General features: G+C 62.2%; 20 protein-coding genes. 7 read left to right on the top strand and 13 right to left on the bottom strand.

What is annotated here, in order from left to right:
* Positions 1-4: 4 nt before the first annotated feature.
* From JV201_RS16470 to JV201_RS16490, 5 genes are read left to right on the top strand one after another with little or no spacing between them, the layout of a single operon-like run.
* The gene (locus tag JV201_RS16470; protein WP_003218540.1) at positions 5-937 is read left to right on the top strand and encodes a DUF58 domain-containing protein; all 933 of its coding nucleotides are present in this window, start codon (positions 5-7) and stop codon (positions 935-937) included.
* Positions 934-1,428 (top strand): DUF4381 domain-containing protein, encoded by a 495-nt coding sequence (locus JV201_RS16475; RefSeq protein WP_003218539.1) that lies wholly within the window; start codon positions 934-936, stop codon positions 1,426-1,428. The genes JV201_RS16470 and JV201_RS16475 overlap by 4 nt, the downstream gene beginning before the upstream one ends.
* Entirely contained in the window at positions 1,421-2,509 is a 1,089-nt protein-coding gene (locus JV201_RS16480; RefSeq protein WP_003218538.1) for a VWA domain-containing protein, read from the top strand. The genes JV201_RS16475 and JV201_RS16480 overlap by 8 nt, the downstream gene beginning before the upstream one ends.
* On the top strand, positions 2,506-4,248 hold the full coding sequence (locus JV201_RS16485) for a tetratricopeptide repeat protein (RefSeq protein ID WP_102369281.1): 1,743 nt from the start codon (positions 2,506-2,508) through the stop codon (positions 4,246-4,248). The genes JV201_RS16480 and JV201_RS16485 overlap by 4 nt, the downstream gene beginning before the upstream one ends.
* A complete protein-coding gene (locus tag JV201_RS16490; RefSeq protein ID WP_219405729.1) occupies positions 4,245-5,885 on the top strand; it encodes a BatD family protein in 1,641 nt (546 codons plus the stop codon). The genes JV201_RS16485 and JV201_RS16490 overlap by 4 nt, the downstream gene beginning before the upstream one ends.
* A gap of 170 nt (positions 5,886-6,055) precedes the next feature.
* Here JV201_RS16490 and JV201_RS16495 read toward each other — a convergent pair whose 3' ends face one another.
* The 6 genes from JV201_RS16495 to JV201_RS16520 are packed head-to-tail and all read right to left on the bottom strand — an operon-like array spanning position 6,056 to position 11,982.
* Positions 6,056-7,798 (bottom strand): ABC transporter substrate-binding protein, encoded by a 1,743-nt coding sequence (locus JV201_RS16495; RefSeq protein WP_003218534.1) that lies wholly within the window; start codon positions 7,796-7,798, stop codon positions 6,056-6,058.
* Positions 7,799-7,833: 35 nt separating this feature from the next.
* A complete protein-coding gene (locus JV201_RS16500; RefSeq protein WP_003218532.1) occupies positions 7,834-8,106 on the bottom strand; it encodes a DUF2160 domain-containing protein in 273 nt (90 codons plus the stop codon).
* A gap of 10 nt (positions 8,107-8,116) precedes the next feature.
* Complete coding sequence (locus JV201_RS16505) at positions 8,117-8,917, bottom strand: carbohydrate ABC transporter permease (RefSeq protein WP_008433050.1); 801 nt, start codon at positions 8,915-8,917, stop codon at positions 8,117-8,119.
* A gap of 10 nt (positions 8,918-8,927) precedes the next feature.
* A complete protein-coding gene (locus JV201_RS16510) occupies positions 8,928-9,794 on the bottom strand; it encodes a carbohydrate ABC transporter permease (RefSeq protein WP_003218527.1) in 867 nt (288 codons plus the stop codon).
* Positions 9,791-10,888, bottom strand: a complete 1,098-nt coding sequence (locus JV201_RS16515; RefSeq protein ID WP_219405730.1) for an ABC transporter ATP-binding protein — start codon at positions 10,886-10,888, stop codon at positions 9,791-9,793. The genes JV201_RS16510 and JV201_RS16515 overlap by 4 nt, the downstream gene beginning before the upstream one ends.
* The gene (locus JV201_RS16520) at positions 10,888-11,982 is read right to left on the bottom strand and encodes an ABC transporter ATP-binding protein (RefSeq protein WP_003218524.1); all 1,095 of its coding nucleotides are present in this window, start codon (positions 11,980-11,982) and stop codon (positions 10,888-10,890) included. The genes JV201_RS16515 and JV201_RS16520 overlap by 1 nt, the downstream gene beginning before the upstream one ends.
* A 237-nt stretch (positions 11,983-12,219) precedes the next feature.
* Here JV201_RS16520 and JV201_RS16525 point away from each other — a divergent pair, with 237 nt between their 5' ends.
* Positions 12,220-14,046: a sigma-54-dependent Fis family transcriptional regulator gene (locus JV201_RS16525; RefSeq protein ID WP_177029348.1), complete on the top strand. Its 1,827-nt coding sequence runs from the start codon at positions 12,220-12,222 to the stop codon at positions 14,044-14,046.
* A 134-nt stretch (positions 14,047-14,180) separates the two neighbouring features.
* On the opposite strand, the gene JV201_RS16530 is transcribed toward JV201_RS16525, so the two are convergent.
* From JV201_RS16530 to JV201_RS16560, 7 genes are all read right to left on the bottom strand, one after another.
* Positions 14,181-15,713, bottom strand: a complete 1,533-nt coding sequence (locus JV201_RS16530) for a sodium:solute symporter (RefSeq protein WP_219405731.1) — start codon at positions 15,711-15,713, stop codon at positions 14,181-14,183.
* Positions 15,710-15,964 (bottom strand): hypothetical protein, encoded by a 255-nt coding sequence (locus JV201_RS16535; protein WP_219405732.1) that lies wholly within the window; start codon positions 15,962-15,964, stop codon positions 15,710-15,712. Before JV201_RS16535 ends, JV201_RS16530 begins: the two co-directional genes overlap by 4 nt.
* 130 nt (positions 15,965-16,094) lie before the next feature.
* On the bottom strand, positions 16,095-17,030 hold the full coding sequence (locus tag JV201_RS16540) for a choline kinase family protein (RefSeq protein ID WP_003218516.1): 936 nt from the start codon (positions 17,028-17,030) through the stop codon (positions 16,095-16,097).
* Complete coding sequence (locus JV201_RS16545; RefSeq protein ID WP_008433059.1) at positions 17,027-17,983, bottom strand: aminoglycoside phosphotransferase family protein; 957 nt, start codon at positions 17,981-17,983, stop codon at positions 17,027-17,029. The genes JV201_RS16540 and JV201_RS16545 overlap by 4 nt, the downstream gene beginning before the upstream one ends.
* Before the next feature lie 8 nt (positions 17,984-17,991).
* Positions 17,992-19,272 carry a M20 family metallo-hydrolase gene (locus tag JV201_RS16550; protein WP_219405733.1) on the bottom strand — a complete coding sequence of 427 codons (1,281 nt, stop codon included), beginning with the start codon at positions 19,270-19,272 and terminating at the stop codon, positions 17,992-17,994.
* Positions 19,250-20,008, bottom strand: a complete 759-nt coding sequence (locus tag JV201_RS16555) for a DeoR/GlpR family DNA-binding transcription regulator (RefSeq protein ID WP_008433061.1) — start codon at positions 20,006-20,008, stop codon at positions 19,250-19,252. Before JV201_RS16555 ends, JV201_RS16550 begins: the two co-directional genes overlap by 23 nt.
* A 212-nt stretch (positions 20,009-20,220) precedes the next feature.
* On the bottom strand, positions 20,221-21,624 hold the full coding sequence (locus tag JV201_RS16560) for an amidase (RefSeq protein ID WP_219407191.1): 1,404 nt from the start codon (positions 21,622-21,624) through the stop codon (positions 20,221-20,223).
* Positions 21,625-21,989: 365 nt separating this feature from the next.
* Here JV201_RS16560 and JV201_RS16565 point away from each other — a divergent pair.
* On the top strand, positions 21,990-26,245 hold a 4,256-nt coding region (locus JV201_RS16565; protein ID WP_219405734.1), incomplete at its 3' end, for an RHS repeat-associated core domain-containing protein.

The raw sequence follows: 26,245 nt of genomic DNA on the forward strand, positions 1-26,245 counted from the left end.
GTCCATGAACGCTGGCGATGGAACCCGTGTCACCCTGAGCGAATTGATCGAGATGCGTCATCGCGTGCGGGAAGTGCAGCTGTTTTCCACGCCGAGCCAGCGCAGCCCGCTGATCGGCCTGCACCACTCGAAACTGCGCGGGCGCGGGGTCGACTTCGACCAGGTGCGGGTGTATCAGGCCGGCGACGATGTGCGCACCATCGACTGGCGCGTCACTGCACGCACCCAGGAGCCACACACCAAGCTGTTTCATGAAGAGCGCGAACGGCCGATCTTCATCATGGTGGAGCAAAGCTGCCGCTTGTTTTTCGGCTCGGGGCAGATGTTCAAGTCGGTGCTGGCGGCTCAGGCGGCGAGCCTGATCGGCTGGGCGGCGCTGGGCCATAACGACCGGGTCGGCGGGCTGGTGTTCGGTGACAGCGAGCACTACGAAATCAAACCCCGGCGCAGCAAGCAAAGCCTGCTGCAATTGCTCAACCGGTTGGTACGGGTCAACCAGAGCCTCAACACCGAACGCCGCCCCGAAGCCGACGCCCTCGGCATGGCCTTGCGCCGAGCCCGGGAAGTATTGCGCCCGGGCAGCCTGGTGATTGTGATCTGTGACGAGCGCGCCCTGACCGAAGGCGCCGAGCAACAGCTGAGCCTGCTGTCACGGCATTGCGACCTGCTGCTGTTGCCGGTTTCCGACCCGCTGGACCACGCCCTGCCCGCCGCCGGCCTGCTGCGCTTCGCCGAGCGCGGCGCACAGCTGGAACTGGACACTCTGAATTTTGATCTGCGCCAGGCCTACAAGGCCCAGGCCGAAGCCCGCAGCGCACGCTGGGAACTGCTCGCGCAAAAGCTGCGGGTGCTGTTGATGCCCTTGAGTACCCAGGGTGAAATGGTCGAGCAACTGCGCGAATACCTGAACCCGCAACGCCCGGTTAAAAAGCAATGAGCAGCCTCGACCAACTGCAACCCCTGATCGCCCCGCCGGTGATCGGCTTCTGGCCGCCGGCGCCGGGTTGGTGGCTGTTGCTGCTGATCATCCCGTTGGCGGGCTGGGGCCTGTGGTGGCTGCGCCGTTTCCTGCCAGCCAAGCGCCCATTGGCCCGTGCCGAACAACCCCTGGATCCGCTGCGCATCGCCGCCCTCGCCGAACTGGCCCTGATGCCCAAACCCTACGACGGCGCACCGGCCGGTGCCTGGCTGCAACAGCTCAACGGCCTGCTCAAGCGCCTGTGCCGCAACGACTACCCCTACAGCCAGAGCCACACCCTCAATGGCCGCAAGTGGCTGGCGTTCCTCGACAACCGCTGCCCCGCCGCCGGCCTGACCCGCTGGATGGTGCTGGTGGAAGGCGCCTACAAGCCCGAATGCAAACTCGACGACAAGGCCATCGCCGGGCTGACCCAGGCCGTCGACACCTGGATTCGCAAACATGTTTGAGTTCGCCTGGCCGTGGATCTTTGCCCTGTTGCCATTGCCCTGGTTGCTGCGCCTCATCCTGCCGGTGGCCGACAGCGGCGAACCGGCGCTGAAAGTCAGCTTCCTCAGCGACCTCGAAGGCCTGGCCCGCCGCCGCGCGCGGGTCAACCTGCCGGGATGGCGCCAGCAAGCGCCGTTTGTGTTCCTGTGGCTGCTGCTGTTGACCGCCGCCGCCCGCCCGGAATGGCTCGGCGAACCCTTGCCGATTGCAGCCAGCGGCCGCGACTTGCTGGTGGCGGTGGACGTATCCGGCTCGATGGACTTCCCCGACATGCAATGGCAAGACGAAGACGTCAGCCGCCTGAGCCTGGTCAAGCACCTGCTGGGAGATTTCCTGGAGGGCCGCGAAGGTGATCGCGTGGGATTAATCCTGTTCGGCAGCCAGGCCTATCTGCAAGCGCCGCTGACCTTTGACCGGCGCACCGTGCGCACCTGGCTGGATGAGGCACGGATTGGCATCGCCGGTAAAAACACCGCGATTGGCGACGCCATCGGCCTGGCCCTCAAGCGCCTGCGCCAGCGTCCGGCGCAAAGCCGGGTGCTGATCCTGGTCACCGACGGCGCCAACAATGCCGGCGAAATCGACCCGCTGACCGCCGCCCGCCTGGCCGCCGAAGAAGGCGTGAAAATCTACCCGATCGGCATCGGCGCAGACCCCGAGCAAACCGGCTCCCTGGGCATCCTCGGCGTCAACCCGAGCCTCGACCTCGACGAACCGGCCCTCAAGGCCATCGCCGAGGCCACCGGCGGCCGCTACTTCCGCGCCCGCGACGGCAACGAACTGCTGAAGATCAAGGAAACCCTCGACCAGCTCGAACCCGTGGCCCAGCAACCCACCCAGGCCCGCCCCGCCCAGGCGCTGTACAGCGCGCCGCTGGCGTTGGCGCTGATCCTCAGCATGCTGCTGGTGATCCAGGAACGCTGGCCGGATAACGCCCTGCAACGCCTGTTCAACAAACTCTCAAGCAAGGGCCGTTTCCTGCAACCCAATCCTGAATGGCGTGAACGCCTCAAACGCTTGCGTTTGCGGAGGCGTCGATGATCGCCCTGTGGCCGCACTGGTTCCGTCCCTGGTGGCTGTTGCTGCTGCCGCTGCTCGGCTGGTTGCTGTGGCAGTTGTGGCACCGCCAGAAACGCGCCGGGCGCTGGCAGATGATTCTGCCGCCGGCGTTCCACGCCGCGTTGCTCAGTGGCGGCAATGGTCGGGAGAGCAAATCGCCGTGGGTGGTGCTCGGCATCGCCTGGCTGCTGGCCGTGCTGGCGTTGCTGGGCCCGAGCTGGGAACGCGTCGAACAGTCCAGCCAGAAGCCCGCCGACCCGCTGGTGGTGCTGCTGGAACTGACCCCGGAAATGCTCGCCACCGACAGCCCGCCCAGCCGCCTCGAACAGGCACGGCGCAAGCTGTTCGACCTGCTTCAGGCCCGCAGCGATGCGCAGACTGCCATCGTGGTCTACGCCGGCAGCGCCCATACGCTGGTGCCACTCTCGGACGACCTGGCCACCAGCCATAACCTGCTGGAAGCCCTGCGCCCCTCGATCATGCCCGAGCCCGGCCACCGCGCCGACCTGGCCGTGGAGAAGGCCCTGAGCCTGCTTAAGCATGGCGGCCTCGGCCAGGGTCGGCTGCTGCTGATCGGCTCGTCGCTGTCCAAGCAGGAACGCCAGGGGATCCGCCTGCAGCTGCAAGGCAACCAGGCGCCGAGCTTGTCGATCCTCGGCATTGGCAGCCGCGAAGGCACGCCGGTGACCCAGGAAAGCGGCGAATTCCTCAAGGACGCCCAAGGCGCAATCCTCGTACCGCGTCTCGACAGCCCGACCCTCAAGGCCTTCGCCAGCGAAATGGGCGGCCTCTACCGCCAGGCACGCCTGGACGACAAGGACCTGCGCCACCTCGGGATGCTGGACGGCCCGCAAAGCCTGCGCAATGACGGCCAACTGCTGCACCTCGACACCTGGGCCGACCAGGGTTACTGGCTGCTCTTGCCACTGCTGCTGCTCGCTGCCTGCGCCGGGCGCCGGGGCTGGCTGTTCTTCCTGCCGTTGCTGCTGTTGGGCGCGCCGCAGCCCAGCTATGCCTTCGACTTCCAGGACCTGTGGCTGCGCCCCGACCAACAGGGCCAACTGCTGCTGAAGAAAAAACGCCCAGCCGAAGCAGCCGGACATTTCGAAGACCCGCAATGGCAAGGCGTCGCACTGTATGAAGCGGGCAACTATGCCGAAGCCGCCAAGCGGTTTGCCGAAGGCAGCGACGCCTACTCCCACTACAATCGGGGCAATGCCCTGGCCAAAAGCGGCGAGCTGGAAGCGGCGATCGATGCCTACGAACAAGCCCTCGAAGCCCAGCCAGACTTGCAGCCGGCGCTGAAGAACAAGGCGCTGGTGGAAAGCCTGATGCAACAGGAACCGGAAAAAACCGAGCCGGCCAAGCCTGCAAAAAACGAGGATGACGAAACCACCCAACCCGGCCAGACTGCGCAACCGGGCGCCAGCAGCCAGACCGCCACCGGTGGCGAGCAGACGTCCCAAGGCCAGGGCCAGCCCGGCGCGACCGACACGCAAACCGGGGCCACGCCCCACGCCGGCAGCAACGAGGTACCCGGCAGCGAGTTGGGTGATGAACAAACCACCACCCCGCCCCTGCGCCCGGTCGACGGCACGCTTGAAGGCGAGCAGCGCCAGGCCCTGGAACAATGGCTGCGGCAGATCCCGGACAACCCCGGCGAGCTGCTGCGACGCAAATTCTGGTACGAACAGCAACAACATCAGGACAAGACTCGATGAACCGCTGCACCGCCCTTCTTCTCACCCTCGCGTTGTGGGCCAGCCAGGCCCAGGCCGCCGGCCTGGTGGCCAGTGTCGACCGCAGCCGCATCAATTCCGGGGAGACGGTGGAACTGACGGTGGAATCCAACGACGTCACGCTGTTCGGCAAACCGGACCTGGCGCCGCTGGACCCGCTGTTTGAAGTGAGCGGCACGCGCCAGATCAACCAGCTCACCACCCTGGGTGGCGATAACCATGCCACAACCCGCTGGATCATCACCCTGCTGCCCAAGGAGAACGGCACCGTGGTGATTCCACCGTTGCAGATCGGCGAACTCAAGACCCAGCCGATTACCCTGCAAGTGGTGGAAACCGTCAGCCAGAACACCGAGGCCCAACTGGCTCCTGTGTTCATCGAAACCAACCTCGACCAGGACAGCGTCTACGTCCAGGCCCAGGCGTTGCTGACCGTGCGCGTCTACCACTCGGTGTCGCTGTATGACGACAGCAGCCTCACGCCGTTGCAGGTCGCCGATACGCGCATCGAGCAGTTGGGCGAGTCGCGCACCTACGAGAAAGTCATCAACGGCATCCGCCACGGTGTGATCGAAACCCGCTATGCCATCTACCCGCAGCACAGCGGCACGCTGACCATTCCGACGCAGACGTTCAGCGCCACCCTGGTAGAGCCACGGCCCGCCCAGGACAACAACCCCCAGGGTTCCAAGCCCGGCAAGCTGATTCACGTCAGTTCGCCGGAGCTGTCGTTGACGGTCAAGGCCAAGCCTGCGCTGTACCCGGCGGATGCTCCCTGGCTGCCGGCCCGCAGCCTGACCCTCACGGAAAGCTGGAACCCCGAGCCCGATCACGTACAGGTGGGCGACTCCCTGACCCGCAGCCTGACCTTGAAAGCCGAAGGCCTGGCCGGCGCGCAACTGCCACCGCTGGCACTGAGCGACATCCCCGGCCTGCGCCGCTACCCGGACCAGCCGGTGCTGAGCAACCAGAACAACGACCGTGGCCTGATCGGCAGCCGTGAAGACCGCGAAGCGCTGGTGCCCAACCGCGTTGGCGCGCTTGAACTGCCGGCGGTGGACGTGGTGTGGTGGAACACCCACGAAGACCATCTGGAACGCACCAGCCTGCCGGCGCGCACCCTGCAGGTGGCGACCAACCCGAGCCTGATCGTGGACACGCCGGCCAGCCCGACCGTGATCACCGCGCCGGACAACGACAGCCTGTGGATCTGGCAACTGACCAGCCTGATCCTGGCCTGCACCACCCTGCTGGGCTTCGGTTTGTGGTGGCGTGCACGCTGGCAGCCGGCGATTTTGCGTGCCGCGCAAACCGGCCCGAGCCCGCGTACCTTGCTGGACGACCTCAAGCGGGCGAGCCAGGCGAATGACCCGCAGGCTACGCGTCAGGCGCTGGATGCCTGGGCGCGACAGCAGCCGGAGACCCTGGCGGATATGGCGGCGCGGTTTGTGCCATTGTCGGATGCGCTGGATGGGTTGAACGGCGCGCTGTACAGCGAGAGTGGGCAGTATTGGCAGGGAGAGGAATTGTGGCGGGCGGTGAAGGCGATTCCGATGGCGGAGCGCGAGCAGGACCCTGCGGGGGACAGCACCAGCTTGCCGCCGCTGTATCCCAAATAGCCCCCCTCAGAAACACCGCAAACCCAATGTGGGAACNNGGCTTGTGTGGGAGCTGGCTTGCCTGCGATTGCATCACCTCGGTGTAACTGACACATCGAGGCGCCTGCATCGCGGGCAAGCCCGGCTCCCACACAAGCCNNNNTCCCACATTTTGATCTGCGGCGTCTGGGTTACTTGCGCGCCGCCTCCCACGACTTCAGCAACTCGTTATAACTGACCGTCTCACCCTGCGGCTTCTCATTCGCCAGCTTCGGTTTCGGCGCACCCGGCTGGTCAAACCAGTATTGCGCGTCCCGTTCCTCGTTCATTTTCGGCCCGCAAATCGGCTGCACCTTGGAGCGTTCCAGGCGCGTCATGATCGCGTCCTGATCCTTGGCCAACCCATCCAGCGCCTGCTGCGGCGTCTTCTCTCCGCTGGCCGCTTCCGAAATATGGCTCCACCACAATTGCGCCAACCGTGGATAGTCCGGCACGTTGGTGCCGGTCGGGGTCCACTCCACCCGGGCCGGGCTGCGGTAGAACTCCACCAACCCACCGAGTTTCGGCGCCAGGTCGGTCATGGCCTGGGAGTTGATGTCGGACTCACGAATCGGCGTCAGGCCAACGATGGTTTTCTTCAGCGACACGGTTTTCGAGGTCACGAACTGCGCGTACAGCCAGGCCGCCAGTTTCTGCTTCTCGGGCGTCGACTTGAGGAACGTCCAGGAACCTACGTCCTGATAGCCCTTCTTCATGCCCTTTTCCCAGTAAGGCCCGACGGGCGATGGCGCCATGCGCCATTTCGGCGTGCCGTCGGCGTTGACCACCGGCAGGCCCGGCTTGGTCATGTCGGCGGTAAACGCGGTGTACCAGAAGATCTGCTGGGCGATGTTGCCCTGGGACGGCACCGGACCGGATTCGGAGAAGGTCATGCCCGCCGCTTCCGGTGGTGCATAGGCTTTCATCCAGTCCACGTATTTCTGCGTGGCATACACCGCCGCCGGGCCGTTGGTGTCGCCACCACGGGTGACGCTGGAGCCCACCGGGTGGCAATCCTCCACGCGAATGCCCCATTCGTCCACCGGCAAACCGTTGGGCAGGCCCTTGTCGCCACCACCGGCCATGGAGAACCAGGCATCGGTGAAGCGCCAGCCCAGGGACGGGTCTTTCTTGCCGTAGTCCATGTGCCCGTAGACGCGCTTGCCGTCGATTTCCTTGACGTCTTCGCTGAAGAATTTGGCGATGTCTTCGTAGGCCGACCAGTTCACCGGCACGCCGAGTTCATAGCCGTACTTCTCCTTGAACTTGGCTTTCAGGTCTGCCCGTTCGAACCAGTCGGCGCGGAACCAGTACAGGTTGGCGAACTGCTGGTCGGGCAATTGGTAGATCTTGCCGTCGGGCGCAGTGGTGAACGAAATACCGATGAAGTCCTTGATGTCCAGGGTGGGTGAAGTGAAGTTCTTGCCTTCGTTGGCCATCAGGTCGGTGATGGATTCTGTCTTGCCATAGCGAAAGTGCGTACCGATCAAGTCGGAATCGTTGACCCAGCCGTCATAGATATTCTTGTCGGACTGCATCTGGGTTTGCAGCTTTTCCACCACGTCGCCTTCCTGCAGCAAGTCGTGGGTCAGCTTGATCCCGGTGATTTCGCTGAAGGCCTTGGCCAGCACCTTGGATTCATACTCGTGGGTGGTGAGGGTTTCCGACACCACGTTGATCTTCATCCCGCGAAACGGCTCCGCGGCCTTGATAAACCACTTCAGCTCTTCAAGCTGCTGGGCTTCGGTGAGGGTCGACGGTTTGAACTCACTGCCGATCCATTTTTTCGCAGCGTCTTCATAAGCATCCGCCCAGGCCGCAGCACTGAGCCCGCTGAGCGCCAGCACGGCCGCCAATGAAATGCTATGTCGCAGCTTATTGTTTTTATCGAACATAGAGACCTCCTGGTTTTGGGGTTCAAAAGGGGCAGCTAGCCCCAACGCATCACAGACAACAGCCACACCAGAGACAGCGCGGACGCCACCCAGATGCTCCAGCCGGTTACGCCGATCACCAACAAATGCAGGTAGGCGCTGCCGAGAAGACCGATAAACAAACGATCACCACGGGTGGTGCTGATCGGTAAAAAGCCGCGCCGGGGGATACTCGGCGAGCGCAATTCCCAGGTCGTCATGCCCACCAGCAGCAGGCCGATCGCGGCAAAGAACAGTGCAGTCGGGGTGGTCCAGGCCATCCATTCCATCATCGACTCCTCAGACCCGGCCCAGGGCAAAGCCCTTGGCCACATGGTTGCGAACGAACCAGATCACCAGCATGCCCGGCAAAATGGTCAACACCCCCGCCGCCGCCAGCACGCCCCAGTCGATGCCGGAGGCCGAAACCGTACGGGTCATCACTGCGGCGATGGGTTTGGCGTTCACCGACGTCAGCGTGCGTGCCAGCAGGAGCTCGACCCAGGAAAACATGAAGCAGAAAAACGCCGTGACGCCGATCCCCGAGCCAATCAGCGGGATGAAAATCTTCACGAAAAACTTGGGGAAGCTGTACCCGTCGATGTAGGCCGTTTCGTCGATTTCCTTGGGCACGCCCGACATGAAACCTTCGAGAATCCACACCGCCAGCGGCACGTTGAACAGGCAATGGGCCAAGGCCACCGCGATATGCGTATCGAACAAGCCAATGGACGAATACAGCTGGAAAAACGGCAGCAAAAACACCGCCGGCGGCGCCATGCGGTTGGTCAGCAACCAGAAGAACAAGTGCTTGTCGCCGAGGAAGCGGTAGCGCGAGAACGCGTAGGCCGCCGGCAGCGCCACGCTCAGGGAAATCACGGTGTTGAGGCTGACGTAGTACAGCGAGTTGAGGTAGCCGGTGTACCAGCTCGGGTCGGTGAAGATCACCTTGTAGTTGGCGAAGGTGAAGTCCTGCGGAAACAGGGTCAGGCCGCCGAGGATTTCGGTGTTGCTCTTGAAGGACATGTTCAGCAGCCAGTAGATCGGCACCAGCAGGAACAGGATGTAGACCAGCAGCGGGATTACCTTGCGCTTGCTCATGTTGGCGGCCTCAGCGGTTGGCGTCGGAGTGGGTCATGGCGGTGTAGAACAGCCAGGACACCAACAGGATGATCAGGAAGTACACCAGCGAAAACGCCGCCGCCGGGCCCAGGTCGAATTGGCCTACGGCCATCTGGGTAAGCGTCTGGCTGAGGAAGGTGGTGGCGTTCCCTGGCCCGCCGCCCGTCAGCACAAACGGTTCGGTGTAGATCATGAAACTGTCCATGAAGCGCAGCATCACCGCGATCAACAGTACGCTCTTCAGTTTTGGCAGCTGGATATGTCGGAACACCGCCCAGCTGGACGCCCGATCAATCCGCGCCGCCTGGTAGTACACATCCGGGATCGCCCGCAGCCCCGAGAAACACAGCAGCGCCACCAGGGACGTCCAGTGCCACACGTCCATCACCAGCACCGTGACCCAGGCGTCCATGGTGTTGGCGGCGTAGTTGTAGCTGATGCCCATCGCATTGAGCGTGGAACCCATCAGGCCAATGTCGGCACGGCCAAAGATCTGCCAGATGGTGCCGACCACGTTCCACGGAATCAGCAGCGGAATCGCCATCACGATCAACACCAGCGACGACCATCGGCCCTTGGTGGGCATCGTCAGGGCAATCGCGATGCCCAGCGGAATCTCGATCAACAGCACACACGCCGAGTAGATGAACTGACGCAGCAGCGAGTCATGCAGGCGCGGGTCCAGCAGCACCTGTTTGTACCAGTCGGCGCCGACGAAGTAGCGGCTGGATTGGTCGAAGATGTCCTGCACCGAGTAGTTGACCACGGTCATCATCGGGATCACCGCGCTGAAGGCCACCAGCAGGAACACCGGCAATACCAGCCACCAGGCCTTGTTGTTCTGCACCTTGTTCATGGCTGCACCTCCAGCAAGTAGTCATCGGCATACACCATCAGCCACTGCCCCGGAAAGCTGATGGACGCCTGGCCCTCGGGCACCGGTTTGTCTTCGGCCAGGCGCACTTTCAACGGTGCGCCATCGAGGTTGAAGGTCATGATCTTGTAGGTGCCGAGGTCTTCCACATGGGTGACTTGCGCCTGCAGCGCGTCGGGATTGTACTCATCCCACACATGGATAAATTCCGGGCGGATGCCGACCTGCAGCCTTTTGTAAGGCGTTTCGCCAATGCGCTGCTGCAACGCCTCGGGCAACGCCAGATGTGTCCCGGCAAAGCGCACACCGCCCGCCTCTGCCTGCACCTCAATCAGATTCATCCCAGGGCTGCCGATGAAATAGCCGACAAAGGTGTGGCTGGGCCGCTCGAACAACTCCCGGGGCGTGCCGAACTGCACGATCTGCCCGCCATACATCACCGCGATCTTGTCGGCGAAGGTCGAGGCTTCCAGTTGGTCGTGGGTCACGTAGACCATGGTGATGTTGAACTGCTCGTGGATCTGCTTGAGCTTGCGCCGCAGCTTCCATTTCAGGTGCGGGTCGATCACCGTCAGCGGTTCGTCGAACAGGATCGCCGACACGTCATCCCGCACCAGGCCGCGGCCCATGGAGACTTTCTGCTTTTCATCGGCAGTGAGGTTGCGGGCCTTTTTGTCCAGCAGGTTTTGCAGGTCGAGCACCTCGGCAATTTCCTGCACCTTGCTGTGAATTTTCGCCTCGGCCATGCCCTGGTTTCGCAGGGGAAAAGCCAGGTTATCGAACACGGTCATGGTGTCGTACACCACCGGAAACTGGAACACCTGGGCGATGTTGCGTTTTTCCGGGGTCAGTTCGTTGACCACCTTGGCGTCGAACAGCACCTGGCCTTCGGATGGGCTGAGCAGGCCGGAGATGATGTTGAGCAAGGTCGACTTGCCGCAGCCCGACGGCCCCAGCAACGCGTAGGCGCCGCCCTGCTCCCAGACGTGGTTCATCTCGCGAATCGCGTAGTCCTCGGGGCCGTTTGGCTTTGAGCTGTAGCTGTGGGCCAGGTTCTGCAAATGGATCTCGGCCATCAGGCAACCCTCGCGACACGTCGGCCGGGGGCCTGGACCAGCCGTCCCTGGCCATCGAACACAAACAGTTTGTGGGTGGGGATATAGATGCGGATCGGCGCGTCGACGTCGTACTCGTGCACGCCGGGCAAATGCAGCACCAGCAGGAAGTGTTCGCTGCGCACATGAAGGAAGGTTTCCGAGCCACTGATCTCGGCGACTTCCACGGTCACTGCCAGCTCCAGGTCATCGTCGTTGCTCGGCACCAGGCTGATATGGCTGGGACGCACGCCAAAGCGAAACTCGCCCTCACCGATGGGCCGCAGGTCGACGTTCAGCGGGAAGTGCACGAAGTTGGCGAAGCTCACTTCATTGCCACTGATGCGCCCGGGCATCAGGTTGATCGGCGGCTCGGAAAACAGCTCGGCCGCCAGCACGGTCTGTGGCTGGTGATAGACCTCGGCGGCCTTGCCGCTCTGGATCACCCGGCCCTCATGCAGAATCGTGGTGGTGCCGCCCAGGGCCAGGGCTTCGTTGGGTTCGGTGGTGGCGTAGATCGCGATGGTATGGCGTGCCTTGAACAGCTCGCGCATTTCCTGGCGCAGTTCTTCGCGCAGTTTGTAGTCCAGGTTCACCAGGGGTTCATCGAACAGAATCAGCTCGGCATCCTTGACCAGCGCCCGGGCCATGGCGGTGCGTTGCTGCTGGCCGCCGGAGAGTTCCAGGGGGTGACGCTGGAGGAATTTCTCGATACGCAGCATTTTCGCGGTTTCGAGGACTTTGCTCTGGATCTGCTCGGCAGAGACTCCGGCCTGGCGCAGCGGCGAGGCGATGTTCTCGAACACGGTCATGGTCGGGTAGTTGATGAACTGCTGATAGACCATCGACACATTGCGCAGGCGCACCGGCTTCTGGGTGACGTCCACGCCATTCATCAGGATGCGCCCGCTGTCGGGCTTGTCCAGGCCGGCCATCAGGCGCATCAGGCTGGTCTTGCCGGAGAGCGTGCGGCCCAGCAATACATTGAAGGAACCGGCTTCGAAACGCAGGTTGGCGTCGTCGATCCAGGTTTGGCCTTCGACAACGCGAGTGACGTGCTCCAGGGTCAATGACATGACACGACCTTTTTATTATTGGAATGGTTCTGGCAGGAGCACAGAGCGAGTTCCGTGCCAACAACCCAAACCTCAGGCCGGTCAACGAGTTAGGCAAAACAGCGATTCGCCTCTGAACAGAAATGAACAGGTCAGGCTGAACAACTGAACAATCGGCGGGTTGACAATGAACAGTTCTGAACAACACTGAACGGGCCTTCCGCACCCCAGAACAACAATAAAGCAAGGGTCACCGCCATGAGCACACCGCTGGCGCACGATGCCATCATCCAGGACTCCTGGCGCCGCTGCCGGGCCTATGGCCTGGATCACCAGAGCACACCGAGCTTCGACCAACTGCCCGCAGACGGCGTCAGCCAGTTGCTGGAAAGCCAGCATTCCCTTGTGCAGACCACCCACCAGGAAGTGCTGCCCTACTACGAAAACATCCTCAGCAATTCCAACTGCCTGATCATGCTTGCCGACAACCAGGGCCAGGTGCTGACTTCGTGGGGCACCCAACGCTTTATCGACCCCAAGCTGGCCCGTGGTTTCAGCGCCGGCGCCAGCTGGATGGAGCGCTCCAGCGGCACCAACGCCATCGGCACCGCCCTGGCCTGTGCCCAGGCAGTGCATATCGAACATGACGAACACTTCCTCAAGGCCAACCGTTTCATGACCGGCTCGGCAGCGCCGATCTTCGATGCGCAGCGGGAAATCATCGCGGTGCTGGATGTGTCCAGCGACAGCTACCTGCCGCCCTCCCACACCCTCGGCATGGTCAAGATGATGAGCCAGACCGTCGAGAACCGGCTGATCCTCAACCTGTTTCGCGGTGAGCATTTCCAGCTGACGTTCAATACCGGGTTGAACAATCTCGACAGCCAATGGGCCGGGCTGCTGATTTTTGATGAAAGCGGCCAGGTACTGTCGGCCAATCGCCGGGCCGACAACCTGCTGGGCATCAGCCTGTCGCGGGTGTTGATCGACAGCCTGTTCAAGGTCTCGCTGCTGGAACTGCTCAACCAGCCCGAAGGCCTGCCCTTCTCGCTGCAAGCCGCCGGACGCAACCGTTTCCAGTGCCTGCTGAAACGGCCGAAACAGGCGCCAGTGCAGGCTCGCGTGTTTGTGGAAACGAAAAAGCCCCGCGAACCTGGCCCCACGGCCATCAGTCTCAAGACCCTGCACTTCGGCGATGCCCGCGTGGAAAAGGCCGTGCGTCAGGCCGAGCGCCTGCTGGAAAAGGATATTCCGTTGCTGATCCACGGTGAAACAGGTGTCGGCAAGGAAGTGTTCGTCAAAGCCCTGCACCAGGCCAGCTCTCGCAGCCAACAAGCGTTTATCGCGGTCAACTGCGCAGCGATCCCCGCCGAACTGGTGGAGTCGGAACTGTTCGGCTATGAAAAAGGCGCATTCACCGGCGCCAACCAGAAAGGCAGCATCGGGCTGATCCGCAAGGCAGACAAAGGCACGCTGTTCCTCGACGAGATCGGCGACATGCCCCTGCCGACCCAGGCCCGGCTGTTGCGGGTATTGCAGGAACGCTGTGTGCAGCCTGTAGGCAGCAGCGAGTTGTACCCGGTGGATTTGCGGATCATCTCCGCCACCAACCGCTCGCTGCGCGAACAGGTACAGCTCGGGCGTTTTCGCGAAGACCTGTATTACCGCATCGGCGGCCTGACCCTGGAGCTCCCGCCGCTACGGGAGCGCACGGATAAACAGGCGTTGTTCAAGCAGCTGTGGCAACAGCATCGCGAGCCGACGCAGTGGGCCGGGTTGAGTAACGAGGTGCTGGCCTTGTTTGAACAGCATCCGTGGCCGGGCAATCTACGCCAGGTGAGCAGCGTGTTGCAGGTGGCACTGGCCATGGCGGAAGAGCAGCCGATTCGGGTGGAACATTTGCCGGATGATTTTTTTGTGGATTTGAATGGGGTGGTGCCGGTGTGTGATGCAGTGGATGACAGTCTGGACCTGAATGAGCGACTGAAGGCGGTGGGCGGGAATATCTCTCACCTGGCCAGAGAGCTTGGCGTCAGCCGCAATACCCTCTACAAACGCCTGCGACAAAACGGGAATGCTGTGTAGAAACACAATCAAAAATGTGGGAGCGGGCTTGCTCGCGAATGCGGTATATCAGTCGCTGATGCTTTAACTGACAGTCTGCATTCGCGAGCAAGCCCGCTCCCACATTGGAACTACATTGGGTTAGAGAAGTGGGTTCAGTTCAGGACCGGCCTTGCCCCCATTGGCACTTTGCGCCCTGGCGCCGCCATCTCAAACAACTGCTCCACCCGAGCACTCTCCTGCGCACTCGGTTTGATCGCCAATGCACACGCCACAAAAATCCCCGCATTGACCACCAGCCCCACAATCCCGCTGGTCAACGACCCCAGCCCGGGAATGTCGTCCGGATACATCGTCGTCAGCACAATCGCCACCACAATCCCCGCCAGCATCCCGGCAATCGCGCCTTCCTTGTTGCCGCGGCGGCTGAAAATGCCGAAGAACAGCGGCACCGCCAATTGGATAATCCCCTGGTAGGAAATCTGCGCCAGTAATTGCAGTCGCGCGTAATCAAAGGTCAGGTATGCCAGCACCGAGGCGGCAACGATAAACACCACCATCCCGGACTTGGCCAACAGCGTCAGTTGCCGATCGGTACGCGGGGTGTTCCAGGTAGCCAGGTCGTTGGCGAACTGGGTGCCGCAGACCTGCACGCAGCCGTCGACGTGGCCGATGCTCGCCGCCAGTACGATGACGATAGCCAGCGCCAGCATCCACGGCCCGCCGATGTCGAACAGCGAGAGGAACCAACCTTGTTGCGGGTGCGCGATGACGTTCGGGTCCTGGCTGATGGCCGCGGCAAACAGCATCAGAATCCCGTAGAAACCACCCACCAACAGGATCGTGTACAGCGTGCCTTTCTTCACCGCCTTGACGCCGCTGGCGGTGTAGATGCGCTGGAAGCTCATGGGCCAGCACATCGAGCCGATCACGCCGGTGAAGATCAGGCTGAACATGTACAGCGGGCCGTAACCGGTGCCGCTGGCGCCGGGAATCAGCAACATTTTCGCCGGCAGGTGCGACAGGTTGGAGAACGACGCCTGGTCGCCGAACAGCAGGAACACACACAGCGCCGCACACACGACATAGGCGATCAGGCCCTGGAACATGTCGGTCATGATCAGCCCGCGCATGCCCATGCTCACGGTCCAGTACTGGCGCACCAGCACCACCAGCACGCCGGCGACCAGGCAGGTGGTGACGCCCCAGCGGCCGAAGCTGGCGAACTGGAACAGCATCGCCAAGGCCTGGATGCCCATCACCACCCACGGGAATACCGAGATGATGCCGATGATCGAGGCCACGCGCTTGACCACCGGGCTGTTGAAGCGCATGCCGAGCAAGTCCGGCTGGGTGCGCAGGTTGAAACGCTGGCCCCAGGTCCACGCGCGGCGGGCCATCAGGTACATTGCCGTCACGCCAAGGGTGGCGTAGACCATGCCGTAGAAGCCCAGGGCGCCGCCGATGGTCAGGGCGAAAAACGCGGTAAAGGTCGAGCCCGGCCACCACGAGTTGGTGTAACACATGGCGATGTACCACGGCCCATAGGAGCGCCCGCCTACGGCGTAATCGGAAAAACTCGTGCTCTCGCGGTTGGTGGCGTACAGCACGGCGATCATCCCGGCCAGGAACAGGCCGATGACGCCGAAGGTGATAAAGAGGTTGGCATCGCTGGCGGTGCTGATCATTGCGCATCCCCCTCTTCGGGTATTTCGCCGGCCTTCAATTCGGCGACGTACAACGCCCACAGGCCCAGGCCTGCGAGGACTGCAATGGCGATCCAGTAGAAGATCGGCAACGGTATGCCCAGTACCAACGCGGTACTGCCGCTCACGCTCAAATAGAACGGCGGGAATAAGGCGAGCATCAGCAACAGGAAAAAGTACACGCCGAAGAGTTGGCTTTTCAGGCGTCCGGATGGTGCGCTATCAGATTTCATGAGTCGGGTGCTCCTTGAATTTGTGGATCGTTTTTTTGTGTGATCAAACAAAAATCAAGCAGTGAAAACGCAGGCACCAATCAGCGCCCAAGTGACTTCATTCAATGCATTATTGTTGTCTGGCGCAGGCTCAAGCCTGTCTTAGCCAGGTTTCCCATTGCGAATCGTTGATGATGCTGCGGGCACGCATGTGCTTCCAGGTGCCGTATTTGTAGAAGTCGAAATCCAGCTGCGACACCGCGTGCTGCACCATCGCCCAGGTCGACCATTTGATGTCCGCCAGGGCCTTGTGCAACTTGATGCGCGCGAGGTTCTGCGGGGTGACCTGGCCGAAGTAATCCTCGATCAGGGCCAGTTCCATTTCATCAGTGAAAAACATCTCGCCGAACCACAGCGCCAGTTCGTAATGCCGGTCGTTGTTGGAGGCGTATTCGAAGTCCACCAGACGAATTTGCCGACGGTCGTTGAGCATGAAATTACCTGCCAGGGTGTCATTCATGCAGGGAGCCAGGTCGATGCCGGAAGCTTGCAGCACGCCCCGGGCGCGGTCGCATTGGCGGCGCAGCCAGGCGTCGTCGGCGGGCTTGCAGCCGTTGAGTTGCTCCACCTGCCGCTGGTGCTCGGCAATCATGTCGAACACGGTCTTGGTCTGCACCAGTGGCGGCTGGTCGTTGAACGCCTTGAGGGCGTGCAGCGCGTTGTGGCGCACGTCGCGGTCGAGGAAGTCGTGGTTGGAGGAGGCGCGCCAGCCCTCCATGAACTCGAAGACTTCCACGCCGAACTCTTCAAGGAACGCGAACACCGGCGCGCCATAGCCGGTTTGCGCCGCCTTGAGGCTGGCGTCGTGGGCCGTGCGGCGGTCGATGAACATCTCGGTGCCCACGCCCGGCACCTTGAAGAAATACGCAGTGTCGATCCCGGCCACTTCCACCCGCCAGTTGGTGTTGGAAATCCCGCCGCTGACCGGTTCATAACGAATGCCGGTGCCGCCCCAACTGGCAACCCCGCGCACCGCCGCTTCCAGCTGACACTCTTGTGGCGTACACGCCTCACCTAACGCTTTCATGCCTGCCCCTCCTGTACCTGACGTAGCCAACCTTCAAACCGCGGGTCTTGCAGACTTTGGCGGCAGCGCAACAGCGTCCACTGCCCTACCTTGGAAAACTCCAGCGGCCGCGCCGAGGTAGCGCCGACCCACAGGCCCCAGAGCGTCCAGAACCAATCGTTGATCAAGGCGTACAAGCGGCAGCGCGCATAGTCGCTTTCACGGCACTCGCCGGCCCAGGCATGGATGCCTTCGCGCCAGTCGTTTTCGAAGACGTACAACTCGTTAAGGCTGATGGCCACGTCGTACCAGGGATCACCACTGCCGGCGTAATCGAAGTCGATCAGTTGCAAGGCGCCGTCCGGGCCGATCATCACGTTGCTCGCCACGCCGTCGCCGTGCAGCGGCACCGAGTCGCTGGCGTTCAGTTGCAGCGAGGTCCAGGCCAGGTCAATGCAGGTGCTGATCCAGGCGTGGTCGATGGGCAAGGCCACGCTGTAGCGCACGCATAATTCGCGCAGGTGCTGGATGTCTTGCAGCGGCGAGCGGGCGAAGCCCGGCGAGGTGCCTTGGTGCAATTGTTTCTTCAGGGCCCAGAGCGCTTGCAGGCGCTGGGGCTGCATCAATTCGTCGAGGCGGGCCCAACGCCACTCGCTGGTGGGCAACGCATCCAGCAGCAACACGCCGGCCGTAGCATCTACCAGGCGCACACCCGGCGTCACGTCGCAATCAGCTGCCAGTTGGGTGGCGCGGGCAGTGCGTTCAATGTCGATCAACGCGCGCATGTCGTCATGCAAGACTTTGGCGTAACACTGGCCCCACGGTGCGCTGACGGTAAAACCGGCCCACTCGGTGGCCAGGCGTACCGGCGAGGCAATCCCGGCGGTGCCCTCTTCGACCACCACATGGGCGGACAAGCCGGCGGCCTCCAGGGCGCCCAGCAGCCGTGACTTTGCTTGCAAACGACTCGACATGGCAGACCTCAGCGGTAGGCGTTGGGGGTGGAACAGGCGCGGTGCAGCAACGCGGTCAGCATGTGCAGGCCGTTGCGCATGTCCTGTTCGCTGGTGAATTCCGCTTCGTTGTGGGACACGCCATTGCTGCTCGGGATAAACAGCAGGCACACCGGGTAATGCCGGCTCAGGCTGATGGCGTCGTGGCCTGACACGGTGACGCTGTTGCCGATGGGCAAGCGCAGTTGCTGGCCGACGCCGTAGGCCAGCTCGGCAAAACCGTGATGCAGGTGGCTCGGCTCACGCAGGGCGCGGCTTTCGATGCTGTAGTCAGTCGACGTGGCGCTGGCGGTGGCCTTGAGGCTGGCGTCCAGGCGCGCACCGGCTGCGGCCAGTAATTCGGTGTCGGGCGAGCGGTACTCGACATGCAACGTCACGCTGGAAGGCACCACGTTGGGGGAATTGGGATAGATCTCCAGGCGCCCCACCGAGCTGTGCAGTTGCACGCCGTGCAGGTCGGCCTCGGCCCGCACCGCAGTGATCGCGTGGGCGGCGGCCAGCAAGGCGTCCTTGCGCGCGGCCATGGGCGTAGGGCCGGTGTGGTTCTGTTCACCGATGAACCGAATCCGTTGCTTGAGGGCGGCCCAGGTGTCGCGGACCACACCGATGGCCAGCCCGTCGCGCTCAAGGCCATCACCTTGTTCGACGTGGATTTCCACATAACCGGCGACGCCCAGCTCGACGCGGCCCTCCCCCAGATAACCAATCTGCTGCAGCGCATGCTTGAGGCTGATGCCATCGCCATCGCGGCAGGCCCAGGCGTCCTGCAGGGCCAGGTCACCGGTGAACACGCTGCTGCCGATCAGGCTGGGCTGGAAACGCGCGCCCTCCTCGTTGGTCCAGTTCACCACCGCCAGGTTGCACGCCGGCGTTTCGCCGCGCTCGCGCAGTTGGCGAGCCAGGCTGGCCACCGCGACTGCGCCGGCCAGTACGCCATAGACCCCATCGAAACGCCCGGCACTCGGCTGGCTGTCCAGATGCGAACCACACAGCACGTAGGGCGCTTCTGGATTAAAGGTGATCAAACCGAACATGTTACCCACTGCATCCACACGCACGTCAAAACCGCGTTCAGTCAGCCAGGCCGCGAACAGGTCGCGCACGGCGCCGTCTTCGGCCGAGGCGGCGAGGCGATGCAGCCCACCGGCCTTGGTCGCGCCGATGGCCGAGGTGTCGCGGAACAGCGCCTCGAAGGTTTCAAGGTCCTGTTCACTGGGCACCAGCAACTCAGGGGTAAAGGATATCGACATGGGCTTGCTCCAGGCGGGTCGCAAAGTCGTTGGACGGCGCACGATTGGTGACCAGGGTCGTGATGGCGCTGAACGGCAGCGTATTGATAAAGGTGCGGTGGCCGAACTTGGCGTCATCGGCCAGGATCACGCTGCGCAGGCTGTGTTTGGTCAGTTCCCGGCGCAGCAGCGCCTCGGGCTCCTGGTAATCCATGAACCCCAGCTCAAGGTCGACAGCGCCGATGCCCATGAAGGCAATGTCGTAGTGGAACTGTCGGACGAATTCCAGGGTGTGGGCGCCAATCAGCGCGTTGTCGTTGCGGCGCACATCGCCGGGCACCACCAGCACCTGGTTGGCGCTTTGCTCGGTGATCAGGCGGGCGATGTCCAGGGAGTTGGTGATGATGCGCAACTGGCTGAACGCGGTCAGTTGCTGGGCCAGGGCCAGGGTCGAGGTGCCGGTGTCGAGGAACAGCACCATGCCTTCGCTCACCAGCTTCGCTGCACACACCGCGATACGCGTCTTGGCCTGGGGCTTGATGCGGCTGCGCACTTGCAGCGGCTGTTCTTCGTTGAGCCGCGGCAGGATCGCGCCGCCGTGGATGCGCCGCAGCTTGCCGGCTTCTTCCAGGTACTTGAAGTCGCGGCGGATGGTTTCTTCGGAGACGAACAGCGCCTGCGCCAGGTCCGACGCCTTGACGCGCTGGTGTTGGGTGAGCAGGAGCATGATTTCGTCGAGACGTGGCTGGTTGAGCATCAAAGAGGTATTCCAGGGCAGGTTCAGGCGGCCGGTATTGCGCGCCCCACGGCGAAACGCGGCGCGAGCCGGTCCAGCGGGGAGCATAGAACGTAATACAGCCATGGACAGGGTCACGGGTACCTCTCACTCATCAGGGTGTGAAAGGGCAGGACAACACAAAGCGTTTATCACGGGCGGGCTTCTTTTGAGCCCACTCCGGGTGCAATCAATCAGGGCATCAGCATCGGGGGGAGGTGCTGATCCCAGGGGGCGATGGCTTCGACGGCCGCGCAGAATTGCAGCACCTGGGCGTCGGCAAAACGTGGGCCGATCACCTGCAGGCCAATCGGCAAACCGCTCGGGCTGAAGCCGCAGGGCAGGCTGGCAGCGGGGTTGCCGGTGATATTGAACGGATAGGTAAACGGCGTCCAGCGGGCCCAGGGCACCGCGCCCTCCTCGCCCGGCCAGCCCTCGGGGGCAACCCGGTCGGCGGCGAACGGCAGGATCGGCATCGTCGGCATCAGCAGTAAGTCGTAGTCATTAAACAGCGCGTGTACCTGATTGGCGAACAGTGCACGTTGCTGCACGGCCTTGAGGTAGGCCGCCAGATCGTAATCGGCGGAGCGCTTGATCAGCGCAGCGAAACCCGGGTCCAGTTGGTCGAGGCGATCGGCCAGGGATTTGCCATAGGCGATCCCGCGCCCGCCGACCCACAGGGTTTCGAAGGTGGCCAGCGGGTCTTGCCAGTCCAGGTTCAGGGTGGTGACGGTGACCGGCAGCTCATCCGCAAGGTAATGCACCGCCGCTTCGACGGTGGCGGCGATGACCGGGTCCACCGGCGTATCGAACAAGGTCGGGCAATACGCCACACGCACAGGGCCCAGCGGTTGGTCGCAGCGCGCCAGGTAGGACTCGGTGGGCGCGGGCAAGGCCTGGTGATCCAGCGGATCGGGCCCGGAGAGGATATCGAAGAGCAACGCGCTGTCGCGCACGGTACGGGTGATCGGGCCGGCGTGGCTGAGCATTTCAGTGGCGGACCAGGGCCAGGTGGGGATGCGCCCCAGAGAGCCTTTAAGAGCGAATGCACCGCAAAAGGCGCCGGGAATGCGCACCGAACCGCCGCCGTCGGAACCCAGCGTGGCCGGGACCATGCGTGCTGCCACCGCAATGGCCGAGCCGGAACTGGATCCTCCGCTGGTGAGCTGGGGGTTCCAGGGGTTGCGGCCATTGCCGAAAACCCGGGAGGTGCTGGCGCCGGTCCAGCCGAATTCGGTGGTGGCGGTCTTGCCGAGGATGATCGCGCCGGCCTCCTTGAGGCGGCGGATGATCGGGGCGTCCTGGGTGGGGACGTTGTCCAGGCCGGTCAGCGAACCGCGGGTGGTGCGCAGATTGGCGGTGGAGAACAGGTCTTTGATGCCGAAGGGGATGCCGTGGAGCGGGCCACGAAATTGGTTGGCCTGCGCTTCTGCGGTCAGGATTTCAGCCTGCTCCCGCGCGGATTCGGTGTAGACGTCGCCGAAGGCATTCAGTGTGGGATTGTGGGTTTTGATGGCTTCGAGGCTTTGCTCGACCAGTTGCACAGGGGTCAGTGTGCCTTGGCGGATGCTTTCGGCTGCGTGCAGGACGCTGGGCATGTGGGTCAGTGAGGTATCAGTCTTCATTGAGCATCCTGGGACATCTGCGAAATGATCCAGCGGGTACGTCAATAGACGCCAAGGGAATGGAAGCTGTCAAGTTGGATTTGTTGCGTATGTGGGTTTTGTGGGATTTATTTTTGTCGGAGATTTGGCTTACGAAAACGGGTCGGTTTAGCCGGGGATTTGGCGAAACGTCCTATCAGTAGCAGTGGATAGCTCTGACTTCTTTCTCTTACAAACCTCTGCAAAGTCCTTCGCCTGATCACACAGTGCGAGGGAACGCCGATGTTTTTTTCGATTAAAGCCCTGCCCGATGGGGCTGCCTCTTGAATCCCGCCATAGGCAGGTTGGCCCTGGCTCCCATGGATGTGGAGACGAAGGACGTTGAAGCGGTCTTTCGTAACTTCAGGGAGTGCCTTAACACGTTTGACGATTGGGCTGAGAGCTTCTGGAGCTTTTCGTCGCTGGAAGTCGAGCAGGTGTTCAAGGTTGGGGATGAGGTCGCGCTGGTCGCGCCTGTTTCCTCTAAAGCCCCCAGTACCACCGTTGCAATGTGCAAACCCAATGGTGCGCTGACCCTGGTGCATATGTTTGAGAGCAAGCGGTTTGTGCCGATCGGCAACACGCCGGTCATGCTCCAGGCCATCGCCGAGGACGGCAGCCTGATCGGTCCCCCCATTCATAAAACCATCGGCCCCAGCGGCATCCTCGAAATCACCGACTGCACGCGCGACCAGCAGTATCAGGTCAGCTTCTACCCCGATGTTTCCAAAGATCACGTCAAGGCGCTCTACGCCTCCTATCAGTCGGTGATCAGCTCGCTGGAAAGCAGCTTGCGCAGTGAATGGACGAGCACCTTCGAAGAGCAGTGGAAACAGTACTCAAACGCCAGCGCCCTCGACCGTCGCAAGTTGATGGACGCCGCGTTTGTGCGAGGGATTACGAACACGCTGTACAGCCTTTGGGACGGTATTCCAAACCTGTACGACTGGCTGGCGGACATCAAACCCAATAGCGAAAAGTTGCTGCAGTACCTCTCCCAAGGCGAGCTTGAAGAGCTGTTGAAGCTCAGCAATGAGGCCATTGCCAACGGTCTTCTGGTGCTGAGCGATGAACCGCTGCTGTTCATCTATCTGTCGGCGATGTTCAGTTGGGCGCAATTGCTTCCGCCGCCGGACATGAACGAGCTGCTGGGGGAAGTGACTTCCGAGGTACTGCTCAACCTGCTGTTGCTGTTGGCCACCGGCGGCATGGGTGTGGCGGTGCGTTTGGGCCCGCAGGTGCTGGGCAAGGTCAGGTCCGGCCGGGCACGGGTGTTACTCGAGCAGATGGCCAAGTTGGGCGAGGCACCACGGTTGGACTGGCACCCCAGTGTGCTTAAGCCGGTGTCGCTTAAAAATGATCCAGTGTCGATCAAGGCAGCGGCCGTGCCGTTGAAGGCCGGTGTAAACGAGGTTTCGAATCCGGCAGCGCTGGTCCGAAAGCCTAAAGCGGCACGCACGGCGCTGGTGAAGCAAGAACATGTGGATGATGCCCCGGCTTCGGCGAAAAACCCCAATGGGGATGCTTCGGTCTGTTCGGCGAATACCTGTACCAATGGCTGCCCGGTATCGATGGTTACTGGTGAGGAACTGCTGACCCTCACGGATGGCTCGTTGGAGGGTGTGCTGCCATTTGCCTGGACGCGGTTGTATCGCAGCAGTGCCGTGGAAGTGGATTGCGGGTTGGGGTTTGGCTGGAGTCATGCGCTGGCGCAGCGCTTGGTGGTGAGCGGCGAATCGGTGGTGTGGACCGATCACGARAACCGCAGYACSACSTTTCCCCTGCCCTCTGCTGCACGGCCGGCSATCACCAATAGCCTGGCGGAAGCGGCGATTTATCTGGGYGCTTTGCCKGATGAATKRGTRCTGGCTCARRCSTCSCTTTTCTACCACTTCCGYRACGGTGTGCTGACGGCGATCAGCGACGCTTACGACAACCGGCTGCGCATTTCCCGCGACTATTCCGGGCGGATTCAGCGGATCGATAACCACGTTGGCCAGGGATTGCTGCTGCGGTATGAGCGCGGCCATATCGTTGCCGTCGACTATCAGGTGCAGCGGGAGCCGGGCTGGGTCACCGAACAGAACGTTGTTTCCTACACGTACGACGATGCCTGGCGGTTGGTTGAGGCGACCAACGCKGTMGGCGAAAGCGAGCGTTATCGGTACGACGATCAGCAGGTGATCCTGGAGCGSGARCTGGCCGGTGGGGCGAGTTTCTTCTGGGAGTGGGAACGGTCTGGCAAGGCRGCGCGATGYGTCCGSCACTGGGCCAGCTTTTCGCAGATGGACACRCGGTATGTGTGGGAYGACAACGGCACKGTCACCGTACACAACGCCGATGGCAGCCAGGAAGTCTACGTCCACGACCAGCGCGCWCGGCTGGTGCAGCGGATCGATCCGGACGGCGCGCAGCACTTCAAATCCTACGATGAAAAAGGCCGGCTGACGGTCGAGCAGGATCCGCTGGGGGCGGTGACGGCCTATCAGTACGACGAAGCCGGTCGGTTGATTGCGCTGTTTCCCGGGGACGATACGCCGACGTCCTACGAGCATGACAACGGGTTCGTACGGGTTGTGCGCCGCGGTGACGCGGTGTGGAAGTACCAACGTAACGATCAAGGCGATATCACCCGTAAGACTGATCCGGACGGCAATTACACCGAATACACCTACACCCAACACGGAAAGCTCAGCGGCGTCTGGTATCCGGATAACAGCAGCCAGCGTCTGATCTGGGACGAACGTGGTCAGCTCATTGAGGAGAAGCTGGCGAATGGTGGCGTAAGGCACTATCGCTACGACGACCTGGGGCGGCAGGTGGCTTGCGAGGATGAGCATGGTGCGCTGACCCAGTATCAGTGGGACGCCGTAGGTCGTTTGCTGAAAGTGATTCAGCCTGACGGGGCCACACGCGAATTCAGCTACAACCCGTACGGAAAAATCACTGCTGAGCGCGACGAGTTGGGCCGCGTCACCCGCTACGAATACGCCGACGGTCTGCACCTGATCAGCCGTCGGATTAACCCCGACGGCACGCAGCTCAAATACCGCTACGACAATGTTCGGTTGTTACTCACCGAGATCGAAAATGAGGTTGGGGAAACCTACCGGCTTGAGTACCACGCCAACGGCCTGATCCAGCAGGAGACCGGGTTTGATGGTCGCCGCACCGCCTATGTCTACGACCTCGCCGGGCATCTGCTGGAAAAGACCGAGTACGGCGACGATGGCAGTCGTCTGGTTACTGGTTATCAGCGGGACAGCGCCGGTCGCCTSGTAAGAAAAACCCTGCCYGACTGCARCACGGTYRATTACACCTACGAYCGCCTCGGCAATCTCCTCAGCGTCGACGACGGCCACTGGCCRCTGCAYTACGAATACGACCTGCAAAACCGCCTCACCGCCGARCACCAGGGCTGGGGCACSTTGCGCTAYSKCTACGACGAATGCGGCCAACTCAACTACCTGCGCCTGCCCGACAACAACCGCCTCACCTTCCACCACGAAAAAGGCGGCGACCTCTCCACCGTCAAACTCAACGGTAACCTGCTCACCTCGCACCTGTTCAAATCCGGCCGCGAACACCAACGCCAGCAAGGCCAACTCCTCAGCCATTACCACTACGACGACCAGGGCCGCCTGCACGCCCACGCCATCACCCAACAGGAACAACGCTACCAGCGCCGCCAATACGACTACGACAAACGCGGCAACCTGACCCGCATCCTCGACACCCGCAAAGGCCAGCACGACTACCACTACGACCCGCTCGACCGCCTGACCCGCGCCGACCACTCGCACGATCTGCAGGAACGCTTCGTCCACGACCCGGCGGGCAACCTGCTGATGCAAGACCGCGTAGGGCCCAGCGTCGTCAAAGGCAACCGGCTGTTGACGCAAGGCGACCGTCACTACGACTACGACGCTTTCGGCAACCTCCTGCGGGAACGCCGGGGTCGGGCGCAGCAGTTAGTTACCGAATACAGTTACGACTGTCGGCATCGCCTGATCAGCGTCACCCAACCGGACGGCACCCAGGCCAGCTATCGCTACGACCCGTTTGGTCGGCGTATCGCCAAAACGATAAAAAGCCAAACCACCGAGTTCTTCTGGCAAGGCGACACGCTGATTGCCGAACACAGTGCTGATCACCACCAAAGCTATATCTACGAACCCAACAGCTTTCGCCCGTTAGCGCTGCTGAAAGGCTATGGGCCGGGAAACGTAAAACCCTTCCACTACCAACTCGACCACCTGGGCACGCCACAAGAACTCACCGCGCCCGATGGCGAAATCGTCTGGTCAGCGCACTACCGCGCCTACGGCCAAATCGCGAAGCTCGACGTCAACACCGTTACCAACCCNNNGCGCTTCCAGGGCCAATACTTCGACCCGGAAAGCGGGCTGCACTACAACCGTCATCGCTACTACAATCCGGACATTGGCCGCTACCTGACGCCTGATCCGGTGAAACTGGCGGGCGGGCTGAACGGATACCAGTACGTGCCCAACCCGACGGGATGGGTGGATCCGTTGGGGTTGAATACCTGTCCGGGAGGGGATGGGTGTAAGCC

This window comes from Pseudomonas sp. Colony2, assembly GCF_019382755.1.
Taxonomy (GTDB): Bacteria; Pseudomonadota; Gammaproteobacteria; order Pseudomonadales; family Pseudomonadaceae; genus Aquipseudomonas.

Bases quoted from the DNA above. Each gene is read 5' to 3' on its own strand.
- JV201_RS16470 (WP_003218540.1), top strand. From the start codon at position 5: ATGAACGCTGGCGATGGAACCCGTGTCACCCTGAGCGAATTGATCGAG.
- JV201_RS16475 (WP_003218539.1), top strand. From the start codon at position 934: ATGAGCAGCCTCGACCAACTGCAACCCCTGATCGCCCCGCCGGTGATC.
- JV201_RS16480 (WP_003218538.1), top strand. From the start codon at position 1,421: ATGTTTGAGTTCGCCTGGCCGTGGATCTTTGCCCTGTTGCCATTGCCC.
- JV201_RS16485 (WP_102369281.1), top strand. From the start codon at position 2,506: ATGATCGCCCTGTGGCCGCACTGGTTCCGTCCCTGGTGGCTGTTGCTG.
- JV201_RS16490 (WP_219405729.1), top strand. From the start codon at position 4,245: ATGAACCGCTGCACCGCCCTTCTTCTCACCCTCGCGTTGTGGGCCAGC.
- JV201_RS16495 (WP_003218534.1), bottom strand. From the start codon at position 7,798: ATGTTCGATAAAAACAATAAGCTGCGACATAGCATTTCATTGGCGGCC.
- JV201_RS16500 (WP_003218532.1), bottom strand. From the start codon at position 8,106: ATGGAATGGATGGCCTGGACCACCCCGACTGCACTGTTCTTTGCCGCG.
- JV201_RS16505 (WP_008433050.1), bottom strand. From the start codon at position 8,917: ATGAGCAAGCGCAAGGTAATCCCGCTGCTGGTCTACATCCTGTTCCTG.
- JV201_RS16510 (WP_003218527.1), bottom strand. From the start codon at position 9,794: ATGAACAAGGTGCAGAACAACAAGGCCTGGTGGCTGGTATTGCCGGTG.
- JV201_RS16515 (WP_219405730.1), bottom strand. From the start codon at position 10,888: ATGGCCGAGATCCATTTGCAGAACCTGGCCCACAGCTACAGCTCAAAG.
- JV201_RS16520 (WP_003218524.1), bottom strand. From the start codon at position 11,982: ATGTCATTGACCCTGGAGCACGTCACTCGCGTTGTCGAAGGCCAAACC.
- JV201_RS16525 (WP_177029348.1), top strand. From the start codon at position 12,220: ATGAGCACACCGCTGGCGCACGATGCCATCATCCAGGACTCCTGGCGC.
- JV201_RS16530 (WP_219405731.1), bottom strand. From the start codon at position 15,713: ATGATCAGCACCGCCAGCGATGCCAACCTCTTTATCACCTTCGGCGTC.
- JV201_RS16535 (WP_219405732.1), bottom strand. From the start codon at position 15,964: ATGAAATCTGATAGCGCACCATCCGGACGCCTGAAAAGCCAACTCTTC.
- JV201_RS16540 (WP_003218516.1), bottom strand. From the start codon at position 17,030: ATGAAAGCGTTAGGTGAGGCGTGTACGCCACAAGAGTGTCAGCTGGAA.
- JV201_RS16545 (WP_008433059.1), bottom strand. From the start codon at position 17,983: ATGTCGAGTCGTTTGCAAGCAAAGTCACGGCTGCTGGGCGCCCTGGAG.
- JV201_RS16550 (WP_219405733.1), bottom strand. From the start codon at position 19,272: ATGTCGATATCCTTTACCCCTGAGTTGCTGGTGCCCAGTGAACAGGAC.
- JV201_RS16555 (WP_008433061.1), bottom strand. From the start codon at position 20,008: ATGCTCAACCAGCCACGTCTCGACGAAATCATGCTCCTGCTCACCCAA.
- JV201_RS16560 (WP_219407191.1), bottom strand. From the start codon at position 21,624: ATGCCCAGCGTCCTGCACGCAGCCGAAAGCATCCGCCAAGGCACACTG.